The organism is Pararhizobium polonicum (genome assembly GCF_001687365.1).
GTDB lineage: Bacteria > Pseudomonadota > Alphaproteobacteria > Rhizobiales > Rhizobiaceae > Pararhizobium > Pararhizobium polonicum.
The window spans coordinates 77474-95774 of record NZ_LGLV01000014.1 but is presented as its reverse complement, the minus strand read 5'-3'; the positions used below and the strand labels follow the sequence as shown (position 1 = coordinate 95774).

The following is an 18301-nucleotide window of genomic DNA, read 5'->3' as shown; positions in this document are numbered from 1 at the left end:
AGCTGTTCCCATGCCGAAAAATTTTCCCGCAAGCGGGCCTGTCAAGCTTCATACGCTGATGGCCGACAATGTCAGTACCAAATCCCTGAAGTCCGGCGCTATCCGCAGCGATCTGGTCAGTTTCGACTTCGACGAGGAGCAGGAACTGGTTCACAATTCCTTCAAGCCGATGGTCCGGGAGGGCCGGTTCGACTGGGGCGAGCTGGCGATCGTCACGTTCCTGCAGGCCAAGTATTACGGCAAGCCGCTGGTCCTGCTACCGGCAGTCATCGGCGGCCGGTTTCAGCATCAGTGCATCGCCTACAACACCGACCGTGGTACGCTTTCGCCGGGTGAGCTCGCGGGCAAGAGGATTGGCGTGCGGTCCTATACGCAGACCACCGGCGCCTGGGTGCGCGGCATCCTGCAGAACGAATACGGCGTCGATCCGGCGACCGTCCACTGGGTGTGTTTCGAAGACGCGCATCTGGCCGAGTTCAGCGATCCGTCCAACGTGGAGCGCGCCCAGAAGGGCAAGAAGCTCTCGCAGATGCTGCTCGACGGTGACCTGGACGCGGCCATGCTTGGCAGCGACATGCCGAACGATCCACGCCTGAAGACCGTGATCCCGAATCCGAAGAAGGATGCGCTGGAATGGTACGAGCGGCGCCACGTCATTCCGATGAACCACATGGCGGTCGTCAGCGAAGATCTTGCCCGGCAGCGGCCGGACGTGGTGCGTGAACTCTACCGCATGCTTCTGGAAAGCCGCGATCTCGATACCAAGCCCGTCGACGGATTGCAGATGCGGCCGTTTGGAACCGAAGCACTTCGCCCGGCGCTGGAGACGATCATCACCTATGCGTTCCAGCAGAAGATCATTGGCCGAAAGATGTCGGTCGATGAGCTTTTTGACGACACCACGCGCGCCCTCGGCAATTGAGGCAGGAAGATATATCATGATCATTGATTGTCACGGACACTACACGACGGCACCGCAGCAGCTTCGCGACTTCCGCAAAGCGCAGATCGAAGCCTTCGAGAAGGGTGGGGCTGAGCCCGAAGAGCCGGTCTTTTCCGACGACCAAATCCGCGAAACCTTGGTCGATGCGCAGCTGCGCCTGCAGGAGGAGCGGGGAACGGACGTCACGATCTTCTCACCGATCGCCGGCCTGATGGGGCATCACCTCGGTGACGAGGCGATGAGCCAACGCTGGTCGCGGCTCTCCAACAATCTTATCCACCAGGTCTGCGCGCTGTTTCCGAAGAGCTTCGTCGGCGTCTGCCAGCTGCCGCAGTCGCCGGGCGTGCCGGCGGGCAATTGTGTCGCTGAACTCGAGCGCTGTGTAACGGAGCTTGGCTTCATCGGCTGCAATCTCAACCCGGATCCATCCGGCGGTCACTGGCAGGGTCCCGCACTCACAGATCGCTCCTTCTATCCGCTGTACGAAAAGATGGTCGAACTCGATGTGCCTGCGATGGTGCATGTCAGCTCGTCCTGCACCTCCGCCGTCCACCACACCGGTGCGCACTATCTCAATGGCGATACCACGGCATTCATGCAGTTCATACTCTCGGACCTGTTCAAGGATTTTCCGACGCTTCGCTTCATCATCCCGCATGGGGGTGGTGCCGTTCCGTATCATTGGGGGCGCTACCGGGGCCTGGCGCAAGACCTGAAACGGCCGCCGCTTGCGGAAATGATCCGGGACAATGTGTATTTCGATACCTGTGTCTATCACTATCCAGGCGTCGAACTGCTCGCCAACGTCTTGCCCGTCGACAACATTCTGTTCGCATCCGAAATGATCGGTGCCGTGCGCAGTGTCGATCCCGAAACCGGTCACCACTTCGATGACACCAAGCGCTATGTCGACCAACTTTCGCATCTGTCGGAAGAGGACCGCCACAAGATCTACGAGGGCAACGCGCGCAAGGTATTCCCGCGTCTCGACAAGGCGCTGGTGGGGGCAAATTGATGCCCGCGGGCAAGAGAATTTCACCGGTGAAGGGAGGTCACAGACCATGACGAGACTGAACGGAGTGATCGGGGCGCTGGAACAGGGCCAAAGAGCATTCGGGACCTTTGCACCGGCCGATATGGAATCGGCCCTGTGGGTGTCGTCCGCCGGCTATGACGGCGTCATCTATGAGATGGAGCATCGCCCGTGGGATGCAGCTTTGCTGCGCGACACGCTGCAATACATGCTCAACCGCAAGCAGATCCTGTCCATCGGTTCGCCGGCGCCCGGCGTCACGCCGATCGTGCGGATTCCGGCCAATGGTGGCGAGATGAATCAGTGGATGGCCAAGCAGGCGCTGGATATGGGCGCATTCGGTGTCGTCTGGCCGCATGTCAGCACCGCCGAGCAAGCCTATAACGCCGTTGCCGCCTGCCGTTATCCGCGCCGAAACACCGCACCGATTTTCGAACCCTCCGGCATCCGCGGCGACAGCCCCGGCACCGCCGCACGCTTCTGGGGCATAGATACGAAGGAATATTACCGCCGGGCGGATGTATGGCCACTCGCGCCCGAAGGCGAGATCCTGGTCATCCTGATGATCGAGGACCTGCAGGGCATCGCCAATCTCGACGAGATGCTAACGAAGGTGCCGGGCATCGGTGCGGTGCTGATCGGCGAGGGTGACCTCAGTCAGGAATTGGGACATCCGCGTGAGTACGAGCATCCAGAAGTGATCGAGGCCATGGCCGAGATCGTGCGGACCTGCAAGGCGCGGGGCATACCGGTCGGCCATCCGCATGTCGGCTCGAAGAATGTCGAGCGTGTCATCGAAGAGGGGTACAGTATCCTGCTGGCATCCCCGGTTAGAACGTTCGCAGCGCTCGAAGCCGGGAAAAAACTTGCAGGGCGGGCGTAGAAAGCTGAAAATGTGTCCGTCTTGCTCCATCTTCAAAGCTTGATCGTTAAATCGCGGCCCTTGCGAACGGCCAAGCTGTTCCTGCACCGGCAGTTGGCCCCCGAATGGGGAACGCCTTGAAAATTGCATGAAGATGCCGGACACCGGCAACCCCTTGTATGCGCTCGAGGCTCGTGTGACGTCCGGGTGATCCGGTGGGTAGAAATCAAGCCTGCGGCAGCACCTTGCCGCCGGAAGCATGACGATGGACCCTTTGCCGGCTGTTGAGGCGGGTGCTACCGCAGGGGTCGAAATGGCGGAGGGATAAGTGAAGGATTTCACGGCCCGGTGGCGGCGGCAGACCTTCTCTGCGTTGTCGCATCGCAATTACCGGCTGATGTGGCTTGGTACTCTGATCTCCAATACCGGCGACTGGATGGATCAGATCGCACTCAACTGGCTTGTCGTTGTCACCAGCGGCTCGCCGTTCGAGCTTGCGCTGGTCAATTTGTGTCGGGGACTGCCGATTCTCATCTTTACCCTTGTCGGAGGCGCGATGGCTGACAGGCTTGAGCGGCGGCGGCTGATGATGGTGACGCAGAGCTGCGCCATGCTGCTGGCATTCGTACTGGCCGGCATGATCTTTTCCGGGCAGGCGAGCATTCCGGCGATTCTGGCGGTGGCCACGGCGCGGGGAATCGTCATCGCGTTCAACCTGCCGGTACGCCATTCGCTGATTCCCGAGTTGGTGCCCGCAGCCGACCTGCCGAACGCGGTGGCGCTCAATTCGCTGACAATGAACACGACAAAGATCATTGGCCCGGCATTGGCCGGACTGATCATTGCCTGGCTGGGAACGGGTGCGTGTTTTCTATTCAACGGGCTCAGTTTCCTGGTGGTGTTGTGGACGCTGAGCGCGATGCAGTTTCCGGCCGCTGCGCGCGCGGTCTCGGATTTATCGCTTCGGCAAAGCATCGGTGAGGGGATCGCATACGTCCGGCAGGACAGGACCATGCTCCTTCTCCTCCTCATAGCACTCGTGCCGACCTTCTTCGGCCAACCCTATCTCACGCTCCTGGCGCTTTTTGCCCACACCGTGTTTCACATCGGCCCCGAGGGACTGGGGCTGCTGACCTCCTGCGCGGCGGCCGGTTCCGTTTGTGGCGCGCTCATGCTTGCCTCCCTGCCGAAGGTCGCAGCCTCCGGGCGGGCCATGCTGGGATTTCTGGTTGCGTTCGGCGTGCTGCTCTGCGCGTTTGCCTTGAACCCGATCCTGGCGTTGGCGCCGGTGCTTCTCCTGGGCGTTGGCGCCATGCAGATCGCCTATAATGCATCCAACAACACCATCCTGCAGATGCGCGCGCCCAACCATATGCGCGGTCGGGTTATGTCGATGCTGTTGCTTAACCGCGGTCTCGTCCAGCTGGGGGCTGCGATGTCTGCAGCTCTCGCCGGGCTGATAGGCGCTCCCTATGCCGTGGCCAGTACCGCTCTGGTGATTGTCCTGTTTGCCACGACCATATCCATTCGCTCGCGCCGTATCCGGGAAATCAAGCCATGACGAATTGGCAGTGCATTTCCTGCAGGTTTCCGCGGGTCATTCGGCAAGCCAAGTGCCTTTGGCCGCGGGTATCAGCCTCACCCAACTCGAAAGCAAACGCGGCAGGCCGACCGCCAAACGCAGGCAAGGTTTGATGTCGCGCAAACTCAAATTCGTGGAATCCAGCATGATTACCAGCACAATCGCAACCTATATCGCCGGCTCTGCTGGACGCCCGTTGCCGGAAGCGGTGCGCGAGGCCGCAATCCATCATCTTGTCGATACGGTTGCAGCCATTGTCTCCGGCAGTACGCTTGAGGCCGGACCGGCGGCGATTGCTTTTGTACGCGAGTTGTCGGGCAAAGCGCAGTCGACGGTGATTGCAACAGATCTCGTCGCTTCAGCTGAAACTGCGGCTCTCGCCAACGGAATGTTTGCGCATGCCGATGAATCCGACGATTCGCACGGTTTTTCGGTTACCCATCCCGGCTGCTCCGTCATCCCCGCAGCGCTGGCGATCGGTGAGGTCCAGGGAAGTTCGGGATCCGACTTCCTGCGCGCGATCGTGACAGGCTACGATGTCGGCACGCGCATCGCGATGGCGCTTGGCGGCGGCGGCTTCATGGAGCATTACCATCACTGTTCCTTCGGTGGCATTTTCGGCGCGGCATCGGCATCGGCGGCATTGATGGGGCTCGATGCCGCCGGCTGCGCGCGAACGATCACCTTCGCCGTTCATCTGGCTTCTGGCAGTACCTGCTGGGTGCGCGATCCCGCCCATATCGAGAAGGGCTTCGTCTTCGGCGGGCTGCCGGCACACAATGGCGTCAAGGCAGCCATGCTTGGTCGCACTGGCATACCGGCCTCGACCGCCCCGTTGGAGGGCGTGCCGGGACTGTTTTCCGGTTATGGGGAATTCTCGAAACCGGACCTGGCGATCGAGGCGCTCGGTGAGCGATTTGAGATCACCCGCACCGCCATCAAGAAGTGGTGCGTCGGTTCGCCGGCCCAGGCGGCGCTGGATTCTATTGAGGACTTGCTGCGGCAACACCGGTTTTCGGCTGATGATGTCGCTGATATTCTTGTGACGTTGCCGCAGCGGCGCGTCCTTATCGTCAACAGCACCGTTCCGAACCTCAATCTCTCACATCTCCTGTCGATCTTCATCATCGACGGCGGTGTGAGCTTTGCCTCGGTACACGACAACGACCGCATGGCCGATCCGGAAGTGCTGGCCTTGCGAAGCCGCATCCGCATCGAGCCGCGCCCGGGCGCGCACCGGCGCGAACATGCGATCATTACGCTGACATTGCGGGACGGCCGCGTTTTCACGAGGAACCCGCAGAATGTGCGTGGCCAGCCGGAGGATCCGATGACGCGCGATGAGCTGCTGGTGAAGGCTGGCGGATTGATGGAGCCCGTTCTCGGTCAGGCAAAGACAAGCACATTGCTTGACGCACTTCAGACGATCGAAGCCTTACCGGATGTGCGCTCCCTGCGTCCGCTTCTACAGCTGCCTTAACCGGATTGGCGGCGCGACATCCTCGTGACGAGGTCATGTCAGGCGCACAGCTCAGATTTGGCTGTGGGCCGTATCCCATCCTGTCGCAGAATGTTCGGACGCAGTGTTGGCGGCAGGCGACCTTGAGAGAGGCCGCCTGCCGTTCGGCTTCTCAGACGTCGAGGAATACATCCTCGGCAGCCATCCGGCGTGGAATGAGTTTCTGCTGGTAAGCATATTCGATCAGCGCCTCGATCGTCGGCCGGTTGGCTTTCAGCCCGTAGGGCAAGGGATCGTCGCCGACGATGCGGCTGAGGTCGATAAACTCCTTGTCCTTCTTGTCGCTAGCCGCTCCGCTTTGCAGTTGTGCGACATAATCCTGTTTCGCCTTCAGGAATGCGTCGTAGAGGTTTTTCGCAAGATCCGGATGGGCGTTCAGAAGTTCATCCTTGACCACCAGCGTGCTGTGAACGGGATAGATGCCGGTGCGCTTGTAGTGCGCCTCGGCCTCGGAGGCTGCGTTCGGCATCAGGTCGTGTAAGACCGGCTTCTCGCGCTGTGGTTTGTCACCCCAGCCCTCGACCGGCGGCCCTTCGCGTCCGATGCCGGCATTGCCGCTAAAACCGGCGTCGAGCTCGCCGCTGGCAATCATCGATGCCAGCGATTTGCCCGGCGGCACGTTGAGCACGTTGGATGGCAGCCGGAGCTCCCTTACATGTTCCTCGTCATCGACATACCAGGTGACCTTGGAGGTATCGAGCCCATACTCGTTTTCCAGGATACCACGGGTCCAAACGCCTGTGGTCACCGAATAGGCCCTTACGCCGACTTTCTTGCCCTCGAGATCCTTCGGCGCGTTGATGCCGGCGTCCGGACGCACCATCAATCCGTCATGGTGAAAGCGGCGGCCGAAGAAGATCGGCAAGGCCTTGAAGGGGGCTCCGTAAGCGCGGGCGATGATATAGGTCGTCGGGGCGAGTTCGCAGATATCGAACTCGACGTCGCGAACCATGCGCCGGAAAGCGGCGATTTGCGGATCGACCTCGATGAAATCGAGATTGACGCCCTTCGCCTTGATCGCTCCCGACTTCAGAGCCTTGGTGTAGGGATATGTGCGGATGGATATCGTCAGGTCCAAGAGGGAGGCATTCGGAGCTGCCTCCTTGGCACCCGGGTCCGGATCGGCGGCGGTCATGTTTTTCTCCTCGTTTGACGGGCTGTTTCCGCCCCGTTTTTAAGATGTCAGCGATGGAGGAAACGCATAGAAAATCCGCACCGGTTCATTAGTTCTAGCTGCCGAGCACCACTCCGTATTTTTTCGTTTCAATTCTGGCCGATCGTTTGATCTGAACCGCAACGGAGGATCGCCAAGGCTGCAAGCATCATCGCAATCAGGCCCTCAGCGACCCCATTTCAAGTTTCTGGACCAATATCGCGGTAAATGACGTGCGCATTCCTGTGTTGCTGCTCAGTCGCTGTACCTCGGGTGCCAGAATGCCGCCGCAAGCGGCGAGGATGTCTCGACACTGCCGCGCCCCGAGCGATATCCGCCGATCCTGTGCTGAGCCCACTGTCCGGCGTCAAATCGCACGCCCAACCAAAGCGCTCCTCTCGAATCTCGTGCTCGCAACGTTAAGTTTACGATGCTCGCTGAACACGTGTGCATTGAAGTCTGTTGCAGGATGGCTTAGTGACAGTGACGGTATCGAGTAAGAGCGCAGCACTGTCGGGGCCCCATGGCAAAATCGTTTGTAACATCCGTTGAGGTTGCCCAGCGAGCGGGCGTGTCACGCTCTGCCGTCTCACGAACGTTCACAGAAGGGGCAAGTGTCTCTCCCGAGGTCCGCAGGAAGGTGCTGAAGGCGGCGCAGGAGCTTGGGTATCGCGTGAACAGGCTTGCCCAGGGCCTGAACAATGCGAGCTCGAACCTGGTCGGTGTTGTCGGAGCAAATCTTTCGCTCCCCTTCATCGCAAAGCAACTCGACATGCTGAGTCTCGGATTGTTGCGCCGGGGCCAGCAATGCCTTTTGCTGAACGCCGCCGACGCGCGCAGCGATATCGCTCCGCTGATCGAGCTGATCTTTGAATTTCGCGCCCGCGCCATCGTCGTTCTCTCTGGCGAGCCGCCCGCATCGATCGTCGATGAATGTCTTGCCAACGGCGTCAAGCTCATTGTCATCAACCGGCTGCTCGAACGGTCTGACACGGATGTAATCCTCAGTGACGATATCCTGGGCGCGACGCTGGCTGCCCGGCGGCTGACGGATGCGCGCTGCCGCAAGGTTGCCGTGGTGACGAGTGGCAGCGGAACCCCGACGCAGATCCGGCGTGCCGAAGCCTTCGGCCGGATCATGAAAGACGATGGTATCGATGTCGTCGGTTGGCACGATGGCCCGACAACCTATGAAACCGGGTTGAAAGCGGCCCGCGAACTGCTTGCCGATCCTGCGATCGATGGCGCCTTCTGTGTCACGGATCTCATGGCCCTCGGTTTTCTCGATGCGGCGCGACATGAAATGGGGCGCAGCGTTCCGGACGATCTGTCCGTCATCGGCTTTGACGACATTCCGCAGGCGTCCTGGAAGAGCTACGAGTTGACGACGATCGCTCAGTCGTTCGAGGTGCTGACGGAGGCGGTTCTCGCAGCGCTTGACCATGCAGATGGGCAGTCGGTTATCCAGAATGTTCCTGTCACATTGGTTGAGCGGCAGACCGTCAGGCGCTGAATTTTAAATGTATTCAAAGAGATGAATCAAATTTCAGCATGGCCGCGTTTTTCTGTTGTCCGCAATGAACACGTGTGCAATATTGCACACGTGTTCATTGGGAGAAAATCGCAGATGCCTGCAGGCCGTGCCTATTCAGACGATATCGACGGCCGCGAAGCGCTTTGCCGCGACGTTATTCTTTCCGCCGGTGCGTTGGCCCTTGAAGGATTTCAGCATGGCTCCGCCGCCGCCTTTTCAATGAAGGGTCCACAGGACTTTCTGACGGAAACCGATGCCGCTTCCGAGGCGCATATCCGCGACCGCATCAAGGCGGCTTTCCCGAAGGATGGTTTCTTCGGCGAAGAGAGTGGCGGGCAGATCCTCGATAATGTCTGGGTGGTCGATCCTATTGATGGAACGGCAAATTTCGCCCGGGGCATCCCGCATTTCTGCATTTCGATCGGTTATCTCGAAAACGGTGTGCCGCAGCTGGCGGCGATCTACAACCCGCCGCTCGACGAGCTTTATTTCGCGCGTGCGGGGCAGGGGGCCACGTGCAACGGCAGGCCGATTTCCGCAGCCCGGACCAGCCGTTTCGACGCTGCATCCATCGAGCTTGGCTGGTCTACGCGCATTCCAAACGAGGCCTATGTCGACGCCATGCGCAATTTGCTGGCCAAAGGCGCCAATGTGCGCCGCAGCGGGTCCGGTGCAATGGCGCTGGCTTACGTCGCCGATGGCCGCTCCGATGCCTATGTCGAGTTGCACATGAACTCCTGGGATTGCATTGCGGGCCTTCTGCTGGTGGCGGAAGCCGGCGGCCGTGTCTGCCCCTTTCTTGAGATCGGTTCGCTGCAGGAGGGCGGCGCGGTTCTGGCGTCGGCTCCGGCAATTGCCGGCGGTGTCAGCGAGGCCGTGCGTATTCCGCTTGCGGAGCAGCCAGGCGCACGCGCGAGTACCGAGGCGGCTTGAACCATTAGGGAGGAGGGGCCGCCGGCACGACGGTCCTGGAATGACATGCGGCTTGGAGCGCCGCGCGGGAGGAGAGACAATGGCAGTCATCACGGAAACAGGGAGTGGAGGCAGCGCACGGTTTGCCCGGCGTCTGGTGCATTTCATTTCCGCCCCCGAGCGTCTCATCGCGCTTGGCATGGCGATCATTCTGGGACTGCTGGTGATCGTGCCGCTGTTCCAGTTGGTGCGGGAAACGATCACCGTCCAGCCTTATGATTCTGCCTATCTGCCGGGACGGCAGCAGGGTGAGTTCACTCTTTTTCACTACGAGCGCGTCTTTGGAAGCCGCATGTCCTGGGCGCTCTTCTACAAGCCATTTATCAATTCCCTGATCACGGCCTTCGGGGCGACAGCAATCTGCCTCACGCTGGGAGCGCTACTCGCCTGGGTGGTGGTGCGCACCAATGTGCCATTTCGCGAATTCGTCAACACAGCCGTCATTCTGCCCTACATGCTCCCGTCATGGGTGATGGCGCTCGCCTGGGTCACGTTCTTCAAGAACGACCGCGTCGGTGGTGCCTCCGGCGTGTTCGCCTATCTCTTCGGTGTCCAACCCCCGGACTGGATTGCGTTCGGCGGCGTGCCGATCATCATCTGCCTGTCGCTCCATTATTATGTCTACGGTTTCTTGATCATTTCCGGCTCGCTTGCCACCGTCGACAGTCAGCTCGAGGAAGCCGGCGCTATCGCGGGTATGTCACGGTTCCGGCAGTTCGTTTCGATCACTGCTCCGCTCGTTCTGCCGGCTGTTGGTTCCGCCGTGGTGATGACGTTCATCCGTGTTATCGGATCCTTCGGGACGCCGGCCGTTCTGGGAATGCCGATCCGCTATTTCGTATTGCCGACGCAGATCTATGCGGCGATCGGCTCGCGCAATGTCGGTGACGGCTATCTTCTGGCTCTCGTGCTTGTCGTCATGGCGATCCTGTTCATCTGGATCAATCAGCGCATGATCGGTGCGCGCAAGAGCTTCGTGACGATGTCGGGCAAGGGGTTTCGCCGGCGTGAGATCGACCTTGGGCGGGCGCGATGGCTGGTCTTCGCCTTAGTCGTCGCGCTGATGTGCCTGACCGTCGTCCTGCCGCTTGGCCTGCTGATTCTGCAGTCGCTTTCGCGCACGGCCGGAAACTATGATCTGTCAAACCTGACGCTGCACTACTGGATCGGCGCTCGCGGCGGGGTGAATGCGCTCTATGCGGGGGTCTTCCAGAACCCGCAGATCCTGCACGCCGCCTGGAACAGCCTTCGACTGGCGTTCTTTACGGCCATTGCTACCGGCATTCTCGGCTTTCTGATCGGTTACGTCGTGGTCAGGACCCGCGGCAGCCTGTCGTCACGTGCGCTCGAACTGGCGGCATTCCTGCCCTATATCTTCCCGGCCGTCGCTTTCGGCGCCATCTATATCGGCATGTTCTCGCAGCCCGTCGGGCCGATCCCCGCACTGTACGGCACCTTCGCGCTGCTCGTGCTGATCGCCGCCGTGAAGAACCTGCCATACACATCGCGCACCGGCATCGCCGCCATGCTGCAGATCGACAAGTCTCTGGAGGAATCGGCTCGGGTACAGGGGATCGGCTGGTTCGGCCGGGTTCGCCGTATCGTCGCGCCGCTGGCCGCATCCGGCCTGGTATCGGGCATGCTACTCAGCTTCATCGGCACGATGCGCGAGCTTTCCTTGATCATCCTTCTGGTGACGCCATCGACGGCGGTCCTTGCAAGCGTGATCTACACCTATCAGACGGACGACGTCCCACAGCTGATCGGCGCGGCAACCCTGCTGCTCGTGACGCTGGTCGTGGGTTGCAACATCCTGTTCCGGCTGGTTTTTCGAAACACGAAGATGGGGTTCGCTTGAGGAGGCAACCCGAAAAAGGAGGAGGAATTCGTATGGGAATGTTCAAGAGGCACGTGGTGATCGCCGCGACGGCCTGGATCATCGGCTCCACGGCCTATGCCCAGGATGCCGCTTTCGACAGCTGGCTGAAAACCGCCGAACTCGGCGCAAACCAGCCCCGGGAAGAGAACTGGGATGAGATCATCAGGAAGGCCAAGGCCGAAGGCGAGGTGACGATTTATTCGTCTGCCTCGACCGTCAACGCCCTGGCTGAGGATTTCATGAAGCTCTACCCGGAGATCAAGGTCAACGCCTATGACCTCGGCTCGGAAAAGACGATCGAGAAGGTCGTCCGTGAGCAGCAGGCGGGGATCTACACGGTCGATGTCGTTAACACGGCCGGAACTGCGCAGATGTTTTACGATCTCCTGCCGAACCACCGGATCGTCAATTACGTGCCGCGTTACCTGGAGGACAAGATCCCCGCCGAATTGCGCGAGCCGCTTTTGACGCAGGTGATCGAAGCCACCGTGCTGATGTACAATGCCGACACCTACAAGGACGCGCCGCCGGTTACCAATGTCTGGCAACTGACGGAGCCGGAATGGAACAAGCGGTTTGCCATGAAGAGCCCGCTGGGGTCGCTGACGTCGCTCGCTCTTCTGACCTCCATCGTCGAGCATGGCGATGACTTCACCAAGGCCTATGAAAAGCACGCCGGCAAACCGCTGGAGCTTTCGGACGGCATGGAAAATGCGGGCTACGAATTCTTGCACCGGCTGTTGAAGAACGATCTCGTCATCTACGATTCCGGCTCCAAGCTGGCGACGGCTTCCGGCCTCAAGGGGCAGGCAAAGCCGCCGGTGACCTTCTCCAGCATGCACTATATCAACAAGAATGGCAGCGACGATTATGCCAATGCCATTCTCTACGATATCGATCCCGCGGGTGTCTTTGCCTACTCGACCTACGTATCGATCGCCGGCCAATCGCCGCATCCCAACGCGGCAAAGCTGTTCATCGCGTTCCAGATGGGCTCGAAGGACCTGACGCCTGATACCAAGCTCGAAAAGCCCTATCGCGAAGGCGAGAGCCTGAAGAAGCTTCAGGGCATGGCCGCCTATTTCAAGGTCGGCACTTTTTCGCCGCGCACGGATGTTCCCCTGCCCAAGGGCGGCGAGAACTGGCCGAATGTCCGCAAGATTTTCGGATCGGCTGAGTATCAGCGCGACAATGTTGCAGCCGTCAACGACTTCTGGGTCGTCGAAACGAGCCAATAGACGTCAAAAGACCGGGTCGCTTTACGAGGCCCGGTCCCCTTAGGGAGGAATTCAAATGAACGAAGTGTCCTTGAAAGGCATAACCAAGTCCTACGGCTCCCATCTGGCGATTCCGCCGCTCGACCTGGAGATCCCGAAGGGAAAATTCGTCACGCTACTGGGGCCGTCGGGCTGCGGAAAGACGACGACGCTGCGGATCATCGCAGGCCTGGAACAGCCGTCGTCCGGTGAGCTGACGCTCGCCGGCAAGACGGTCTATTCGGGACGGGGCGGACATTTCGTGCCGCCGGAAAAACGTGGCCTCGGCTTCATTTTTCAGAGCTATGCGCTCTGGCCCAACATGAAGGTCGACAGGAATATCACGCTGGCGCTGCATCAGGCCAAACGCCCGAAGGACGAGATCGCCGAACGGCTGGGCGAGGCGCTGCACAAGGTTCAGCTGGAAGGCTATGAGGGGCGCTTTCCGTCCGAGCTTTCCGGCGGCCAGCAGCAGCGGGTCGCCGTCGCCCGGTTGATTGCGGCCCGCAATTCCATTCTCCTGATGGACGAACCGCTTTCCAACCTCGATGCCGTGCTTCGCACCGAGATGCGCACCGAGCTCAAGCGGCTATCGCGTGACCTCGGGGCCACCACCGTCTACGTCACGCATGATCAGGTCGAGGCGCTGACCATGTCCGACATCATCGTGGTGATGAAGGACGGGCTGATCCAGCAGATCGGCAGCCCCTATGAGATTTATCACGAGCCCGCCAATCTCTTCGTTGCCGAGTTCATCGGCGATCCTCGCATCAATGTTTTCGACGGCAACCTCGAACAGCGCGACGGCAAGAGCATCATCCGCATTCACGAAACGGGGATTGTCCTGAAGCATCAGGTCGCGCGGGCGGAAGGGCCGATCAAGTTCGCAATCCGGCCGGAGCGCCTCAATCTGCTCGACGCGCCGGCGGTGAACGCGCTTCCGGCAGAAGTGGACGTTGTTCAGCCGACAGGGTCCCAGACCATCCTGTCCCTGTCGGCGCACGGGATGCCGATAACAGCTCTTATCCCGCGCTTTGTCGAAAGCTGGCCGAACCGCAAGATCTGGCTCGAATTCGACCCGGAAAATATCATGATGTTCGACCCGCATACGGGAAAGATCATCAACACGCCGGTGGATGCCAAAATGCGCTCGAACGCTGCCTGAAGACGCAGATCCACCAGACAAGATCGATACAGAAGGGTACCGGCACGAAGGCCGGTGCCTTTCGGAAAAAGGAATGGACATGGACGCTCCGGTATATGCTCGACCGGCAATCAGCCTGATCACCGAAGGCCTTTCGCCGCACAATTCCGCTCTCTACATCGGAGGGCTGGACGGTGCGCGGGATCTCGGGCTGCTGAAGGCGCACGGCATCAGTATCGTCGTCAACTGCGCGATCAACCTCGACGTCAACTTCGTGCGAAATCCAAGCATGCCCGAAGAAGGCGAACGCTGCGCCAGCGGTTATTCGGATATCCGATACTACAAGCTCGGCATGATCGATGGCGGCGGCAGCCCGGACACGATGATGTTGGGTGGCTATTACATTCTACACGGAGCGCTCAACCAGCAGCTCCCCAAGCGCGAGACCTATCCGTTCAAGGACGGCGGCAACGTGCTGGTCAACTGCCGCAGCGGCCGCAGCCGGTCCGTTTCGCTGGTCGGCCTGTTCCTGCACAAGCAGCAGCCCGATCTTTTCCCGACGCTGGATGCGGCGATCGCTCATATCCGCGACAAGCGGGAATTGCGGCAGGACGAATGGTTCGAAACGCCCAAGCCGATGCTCTACGATGCGGCAAGGCGGGCATCCGACTGGATCGATCTCATCGAGGGCAGGAGAGCGGCCGATGGGGGCCACTGATCTGCCCGCGGTGGCAGTCATCGCCGACGCGCATTTTCACGATCTCGAGGGCGACTACGGTTTCGCCGGCGCCCAAATTGCCGGGCAGAGGCTGACGGTTCGCAGCTGGGTAGAGACCCGCGCCTCGACCCGCGTTTTCAACGAGAGCTTCCGGGCTCTCCGGGCCGCACTCGATGACATCGCCAGCCGTGGCATCCGGCATGTCGTTCTGCTCGGTGATTATACCGACGATGGACAACGGCAGACGACGGCTGCCGTTGTCCATCTGCTGGAAACTTACCGGCAACGGCATCAACTTTCTTTTTACGCCATTCCGGGCAATCACGATGCCTTCGGACCTCACGGCCGGCATCAGTCGAAAGGCTTTCTGACAGAAGCTGGCGCATTGGTCGCCGTGACCAGCGATGCAACTGTTGCGGCACACAATCCAACGGCATCGGTCCTGAGCGACAGGATGTATTGCGAGGGCTATCCCGCGGGCCTGTTGCCGATGGCTGGTTTTGGCCTGTTCCGCCGTTCCGAATATCTGCACTGGGAAACGCCGTTCGGTCCATCCGACAGTGTCACCGCACGGCAGTACACCGTTTCGTCGCAGGACGGAAAAACCACGTTCAGCCTGATGGATGCGTCCTACCTGGTCGAGCCGGAAGATGGCCTTTGGCTGCTGATGATCGACGCCAATGTCTTCGAACCGCGCAATGGGGAGACGGACCCTTTGCGGGAAGAGACCTTCATCGACAGTACCGCTGCCGGATGGAATGCCGTGCTCCGGTTGAAACCCTTTCTCATCGATTGGATCGCGGATGTTCACAGGCGAGCCGAACAGCTCGGAAAAACCGTGCTGGCATTTTCCCACTATCCCGTCATCGACCCATTCGATGATACGACCGGGTCCGAAGCGGCCTTATTCGGCGATACCAATGTTGTGAAACGCAGACCGGGTGCCGCCGTTGCGAAAGCGTTGATCGGTGCCGGCATGACGGCGCATTTCAGCGGTCATCTGCACGTGAATGGCACAACGCACCGCAAGGCCGGAAGCGGTACCTTGAGCAATATCGCGGTGCCCTCGCTTGTGGCCTTTCCTCCAGCCTTCAAAATCGTTCGCCCGGGAAAGAGCGTGCCGGATGTCGAAACGGTTGGGCTTTCCGTGTTGTTGCCCGATCCCCGCATCGTTTCGTTGTACCGTCGGGAATGCAAGACGCTCGGCGCGGCGCCCGATGCGGCTTTCGACGCAAAGAGCTATGGCGCGTTCCTTTACGCACACACGCGAGCCCTGGTCGAACATCGTTATGTTCCCAAGGAGTGGCCGCTTGATATCGCCGAGGTTTTCGCAACAGCCGATGTGGCGGAAATTTGCCTGGCGATGACCGGTGATCCGGCCGATGCCGTTGCACGCCTCGATGCGAAAGCGACAGGATATGGACTTTCGATCAGCGCCCTGCGCGCCTGTTCGATGATGGAGCTGGTCACTGACTGGTATTGCCTGCGGCAGGGCGGGGCACTTGCCTTGCCATTCATCCTGCCGCAGCGGATCGAGATCTATCGTTTCGTTGCGCAGACATTCGGCGGGGCCGTGCCTGCCACGGCGCCTGTTTCGCTTACCTCCTTTGCCATCAATTTCTTCGCCGTTCTGGGGCGGTCGCTGGAGCGCGCCGGCAATGCCGAATGCAGGCAGGCAACGGTTGTCGCTACTGTTTTGGAGGAGGTCTGATCGTGGCGTTCGACGCACCGGGCGACGGTTTGCCGCCTTCGGATCTGATCGAGTTGAACCATGCGTGGTACAGGCAGGGCATCGATCCCCGCGGCTGTCTCGGCAAGGTCCTGCTCTATTGCCTGTCCAATCCTTACGATGTGGCATTTGCAAGTGCACGACGCGTTGCCGTGCAGGCCGGGGTTTCGCCGCAATCGGTCATGCGGCTGATCGCGACCCTGGGCTTCCGTCAATATTCGGAATACCGGCGGCTTTTTCGCGAGGAGTTGCGGCGGGCAGCCAACAGTCAGAAGCACATCGAATAGCGGTTGCTGACCCGCGCCTTCGCCGGGGATAAAGGACGTTCCATGCAATCCATTGCTGTCATGATCAACCTTTTCGGGGCTGTGGCGCTTCTCCTGTTCGGCCTGGCGCAGGTCAAGGACGGTGTCTCCCGTGCTTTCGGCGCGCGCCTGCGCACAGGGCTGGCAAGCGGCACGCGCAGCGGGCTGCGCGCCTTCATCTCCGGTTTTGTGGCAACCGTCGCGCTTCAAAGTTCAACCGCGACCGCGCTCATGGTGGCGTCGTTCGTCGAGCGCAGCCTAGTCCAGCCGCGCATGGCGCAGATCGTTCTTCTTGGCGCGAATATCGGCACGGCCGTTACGGCGTGGATCGTTGCAACCGGCATCGAATGGCTGTCGCCGCTTGCCATTCTAATGGGCATCATTCTCTATCGGGGTGCCACCAGCGCGCGGCAAGGCGGCGGTACGGCGCTGATCGGGATCGGCCTGATGCTGCTTTCCCTTCATCTTCTCGGCAATGCGACGGAACCGATGCGGGCTTCTCCGGCGCTGGCGGCGTTCATCCGGTTGCTTGATAATGCCTGGCCTGTCGCGCTGGCTTTCTCGGCCATGCTCGCATTCGTGTCGTCATCGAGCCTGGCGGTCGTCGTTCTCATCCTGTCGCTTGCCGCCACGGGTATTCTGTCCGCGGGGCTGATCATCGTTCTCGTGCTCGGTGCCAATCTCGGCGGCGCAATAGCGCCCGTCGTGGCGACGCTGGATGGCGCGGCTTCGGCGCGGCGTATCACGCTGGGAAATCTCATCGTGCGGACGATTGGCTGTCTGGTTGCCCTGCCGCTCGCGGGCTACGGCGCCGATCTGCTCGGGACGCTGCCATTGTCACCGGCCAAATTGCCGGTTGAGGCGCATCTGATCTTCAACATACTGCTCGCGGCGGTCGCCTGGCCGTTGACCGGGCTGCTCGCCGCCTTCATGCCGCGATTGGTGCCGGACGCCCCGCAGCAGGACAACGGGCCCAAATATCTCGATGAACAGGCACTTTCGGCCCCGGTCGTTGCGCTGGCAAATGCGACCCGCGAGGTTTTGGGCATTGGCGATCTTATCGAACGTATGCTGACCCGGGCTTCCGATGCTTTTCAGCAGAATGATCTCACCCGGCTGAAGACAATACCAGCCCTCGAGAAAAGCGTCGACGGCCTGCAACAGGAGGTCAAGATCTATCTTTCAAAACTGGGCCGGCAGGGTTTGGACGATGACAACGGCCGCCGCTCCATCGTCATCATCGACTATGCCATCAACCTGGAACATATCGGCGACATCATCGAAAAGGGATTGCTGGAACAGGTTAACAAGAAGGTTTCGCTTGGCCTGAAATTCTCCGAGGCCGGCTATCTGGAGCTCCAGACGCTTTTTGAGATGACGATTGACAATCTGCGCATTGCGCAGACGATCTTCGTTACGCGCGACGCCGATCTTGCGCGCCAGCTGATGGAGGTGAAGGTCGAGGTTCGTCTGCTTGAGAAACAATCCTCCGAACGCCATTTCGCGCGCCTGCGCGACGGCAGGACGGATAGTTTGCAGACCAGCTCGCTTCATCTCGACATACTTCGGGACTTGAAGCGGATCAATGCGCACATCGTCTCTGTGGCGCACCCGATTATGGATGCGAGCGGGCTGCTGATCGAGAGCCGCCTTCGAACGGCTGTGCCGTAAC

15 protein-coding genes are annotated in these 18301 nt (G+C 60.3%); 14 read left to right on the top strand and 1 reads right to left on the bottom strand.

Annotated features, from left to right (window positions below):
* Positions 1–10: 10 nt before the first annotated feature.
* From ADU59_RS21450 to ADU59_RS21430, 5 genes are all read left to right on the top strand, one after another.
* Positions 11–922: a substrate-binding domain-containing protein gene (locus tag ADU59_RS21450; RefSeq protein WP_068956358.1), complete on the top strand. Its 912-nt coding sequence runs from the start codon at positions 11–13 to the stop codon at positions 920–922.
* 16 nt (positions 923–938) lie between these two features.
* Positions 939–1958 carry an amidohydrolase family protein gene (locus ADU59_RS21445; protein ID WP_068956356.1) on the top strand — a complete coding sequence of 340 codons (1020 nt, stop codon included), beginning with the start codon at positions 939–941 and terminating at the stop codon, positions 1956–1958.
* A 46-nt stretch (positions 1959–2004) separates the two neighbouring features.
* Positions 2005–2859, top strand: coding sequence for an HpcH/HpaI aldolase family protein (locus tag ADU59_RS21440; protein WP_068956354.1), 855 nt, complete (start codon positions 2005–2007; stop codon positions 2857–2859).
* 307 nt (positions 2860–3166) lie between these two features.
* On the top strand, positions 3167–4399 hold the full coding sequence (locus ADU59_RS21435) for an MFS transporter (RefSeq protein WP_068956351.1): 1233 nt from the start codon (positions 3167–3169) through the stop codon (positions 4397–4399).
* 166 nt (positions 4400–4565) lie between these two features.
* On the top strand, positions 4566–5900 hold the full coding sequence (locus tag ADU59_RS21430) for an MmgE/PrpD family protein (RefSeq protein WP_158515747.1): 1335 nt from the start codon (positions 4566–4568) through the stop codon (positions 5898–5900).
* A gap of 151 nt (positions 5901–6051) precedes the next feature.
* On the opposite strand, the gene ADU59_RS21425 is transcribed toward ADU59_RS21430, so the two are convergent.
* The gene (locus ADU59_RS21425; RefSeq protein WP_068956347.1) at positions 6052–7074 is read right to left on the bottom strand and encodes an ABC transporter substrate-binding protein; all 1023 of its coding nucleotides are present in this window, start codon (positions 7072–7074) and stop codon (positions 6052–6054) included.
* A gap of 541 nt (positions 7075–7615) precedes the next feature.
* Between ADU59_RS21425 and ADU59_RS21420 the strand changes: the two genes are divergently transcribed.
* From ADU59_RS21420 to ADU59_RS21380, 9 genes are all read left to right on the top strand, one after another.
* Positions 7616–8605, top strand: coding sequence for a LacI family DNA-binding transcriptional regulator (locus tag ADU59_RS21420; protein WP_068956345.1), 990 nt, complete (start codon positions 7616–7618; stop codon positions 8603–8605).
* A gap of 114 nt (positions 8606–8719) precedes the next feature.
* Positions 8720–9559 carry an inositol monophosphatase family protein gene (locus ADU59_RS21415; RefSeq protein WP_068956343.1) on the top strand — a complete coding sequence of 280 codons (840 nt, stop codon included), beginning with the start codon at positions 8720–8722 and terminating at the stop codon, positions 9557–9559.
* A 79-nt stretch (positions 9560–9638) separates the two neighbouring features.
* A complete protein-coding gene (locus ADU59_RS21410; protein ID WP_068956341.1) occupies positions 9639–11456 on the top strand; it encodes an ABC transporter permease in 1818 nt (605 codons plus the stop codon).
* Positions 11457–11494: 38 nt separating this feature from the next.
* Positions 11495–12715 carry an ABC transporter substrate-binding protein gene (locus tag ADU59_RS21405; protein WP_083198379.1) on the top strand — a complete coding sequence of 407 codons (1221 nt, stop codon included), beginning with the start codon at positions 11495–11497 and terminating at the stop codon, positions 12713–12715.
* 55 nt (positions 12716–12770) lie between these two features.
* Positions 12771–13898: an ABC transporter ATP-binding protein gene (locus tag ADU59_RS21400; RefSeq protein ID WP_068956337.1), complete on the top strand. Its 1128-nt coding sequence runs from the start codon at positions 12771–12773 to the stop codon at positions 13896–13898.
* Positions 13899–13977: 79 nt separating this feature from the next.
* A complete protein-coding gene (locus ADU59_RS21395) occupies positions 13978–14595 on the top strand; it encodes a dual specificity protein phosphatase family protein (RefSeq protein ID WP_068956555.1) in 618 nt (205 codons plus the stop codon).
* Positions 14582–16306, top strand: a complete 1725-nt coding sequence (locus ADU59_RS21390; RefSeq protein ID WP_068956335.1) for a metallophosphoesterase family protein — start codon at positions 14582–14584, stop codon at positions 16304–16306. The genes ADU59_RS21395 and ADU59_RS21390 overlap by 14 nt, the downstream gene beginning before the upstream one ends.
* Before the next feature lie 2 nt (positions 16307–16308).
* Entirely contained in the window at positions 16309–16611 is a 303-nt protein-coding gene (locus ADU59_RS21385) for a hypothetical protein (protein WP_083198364.1), read from the top strand.
* A gap of 42 nt (positions 16612–16653) precedes the next feature.
* Positions 16654–18300 carry a Na/Pi cotransporter family protein gene (locus ADU59_RS21380; RefSeq protein WP_068956333.1) on the top strand — a complete coding sequence of 549 codons (1647 nt, stop codon included), beginning with the start codon at positions 16654–16656 and terminating at the stop codon, positions 18298–18300.
* The last annotated feature ends 1 nt before the right edge of the window (position 18301 follow it).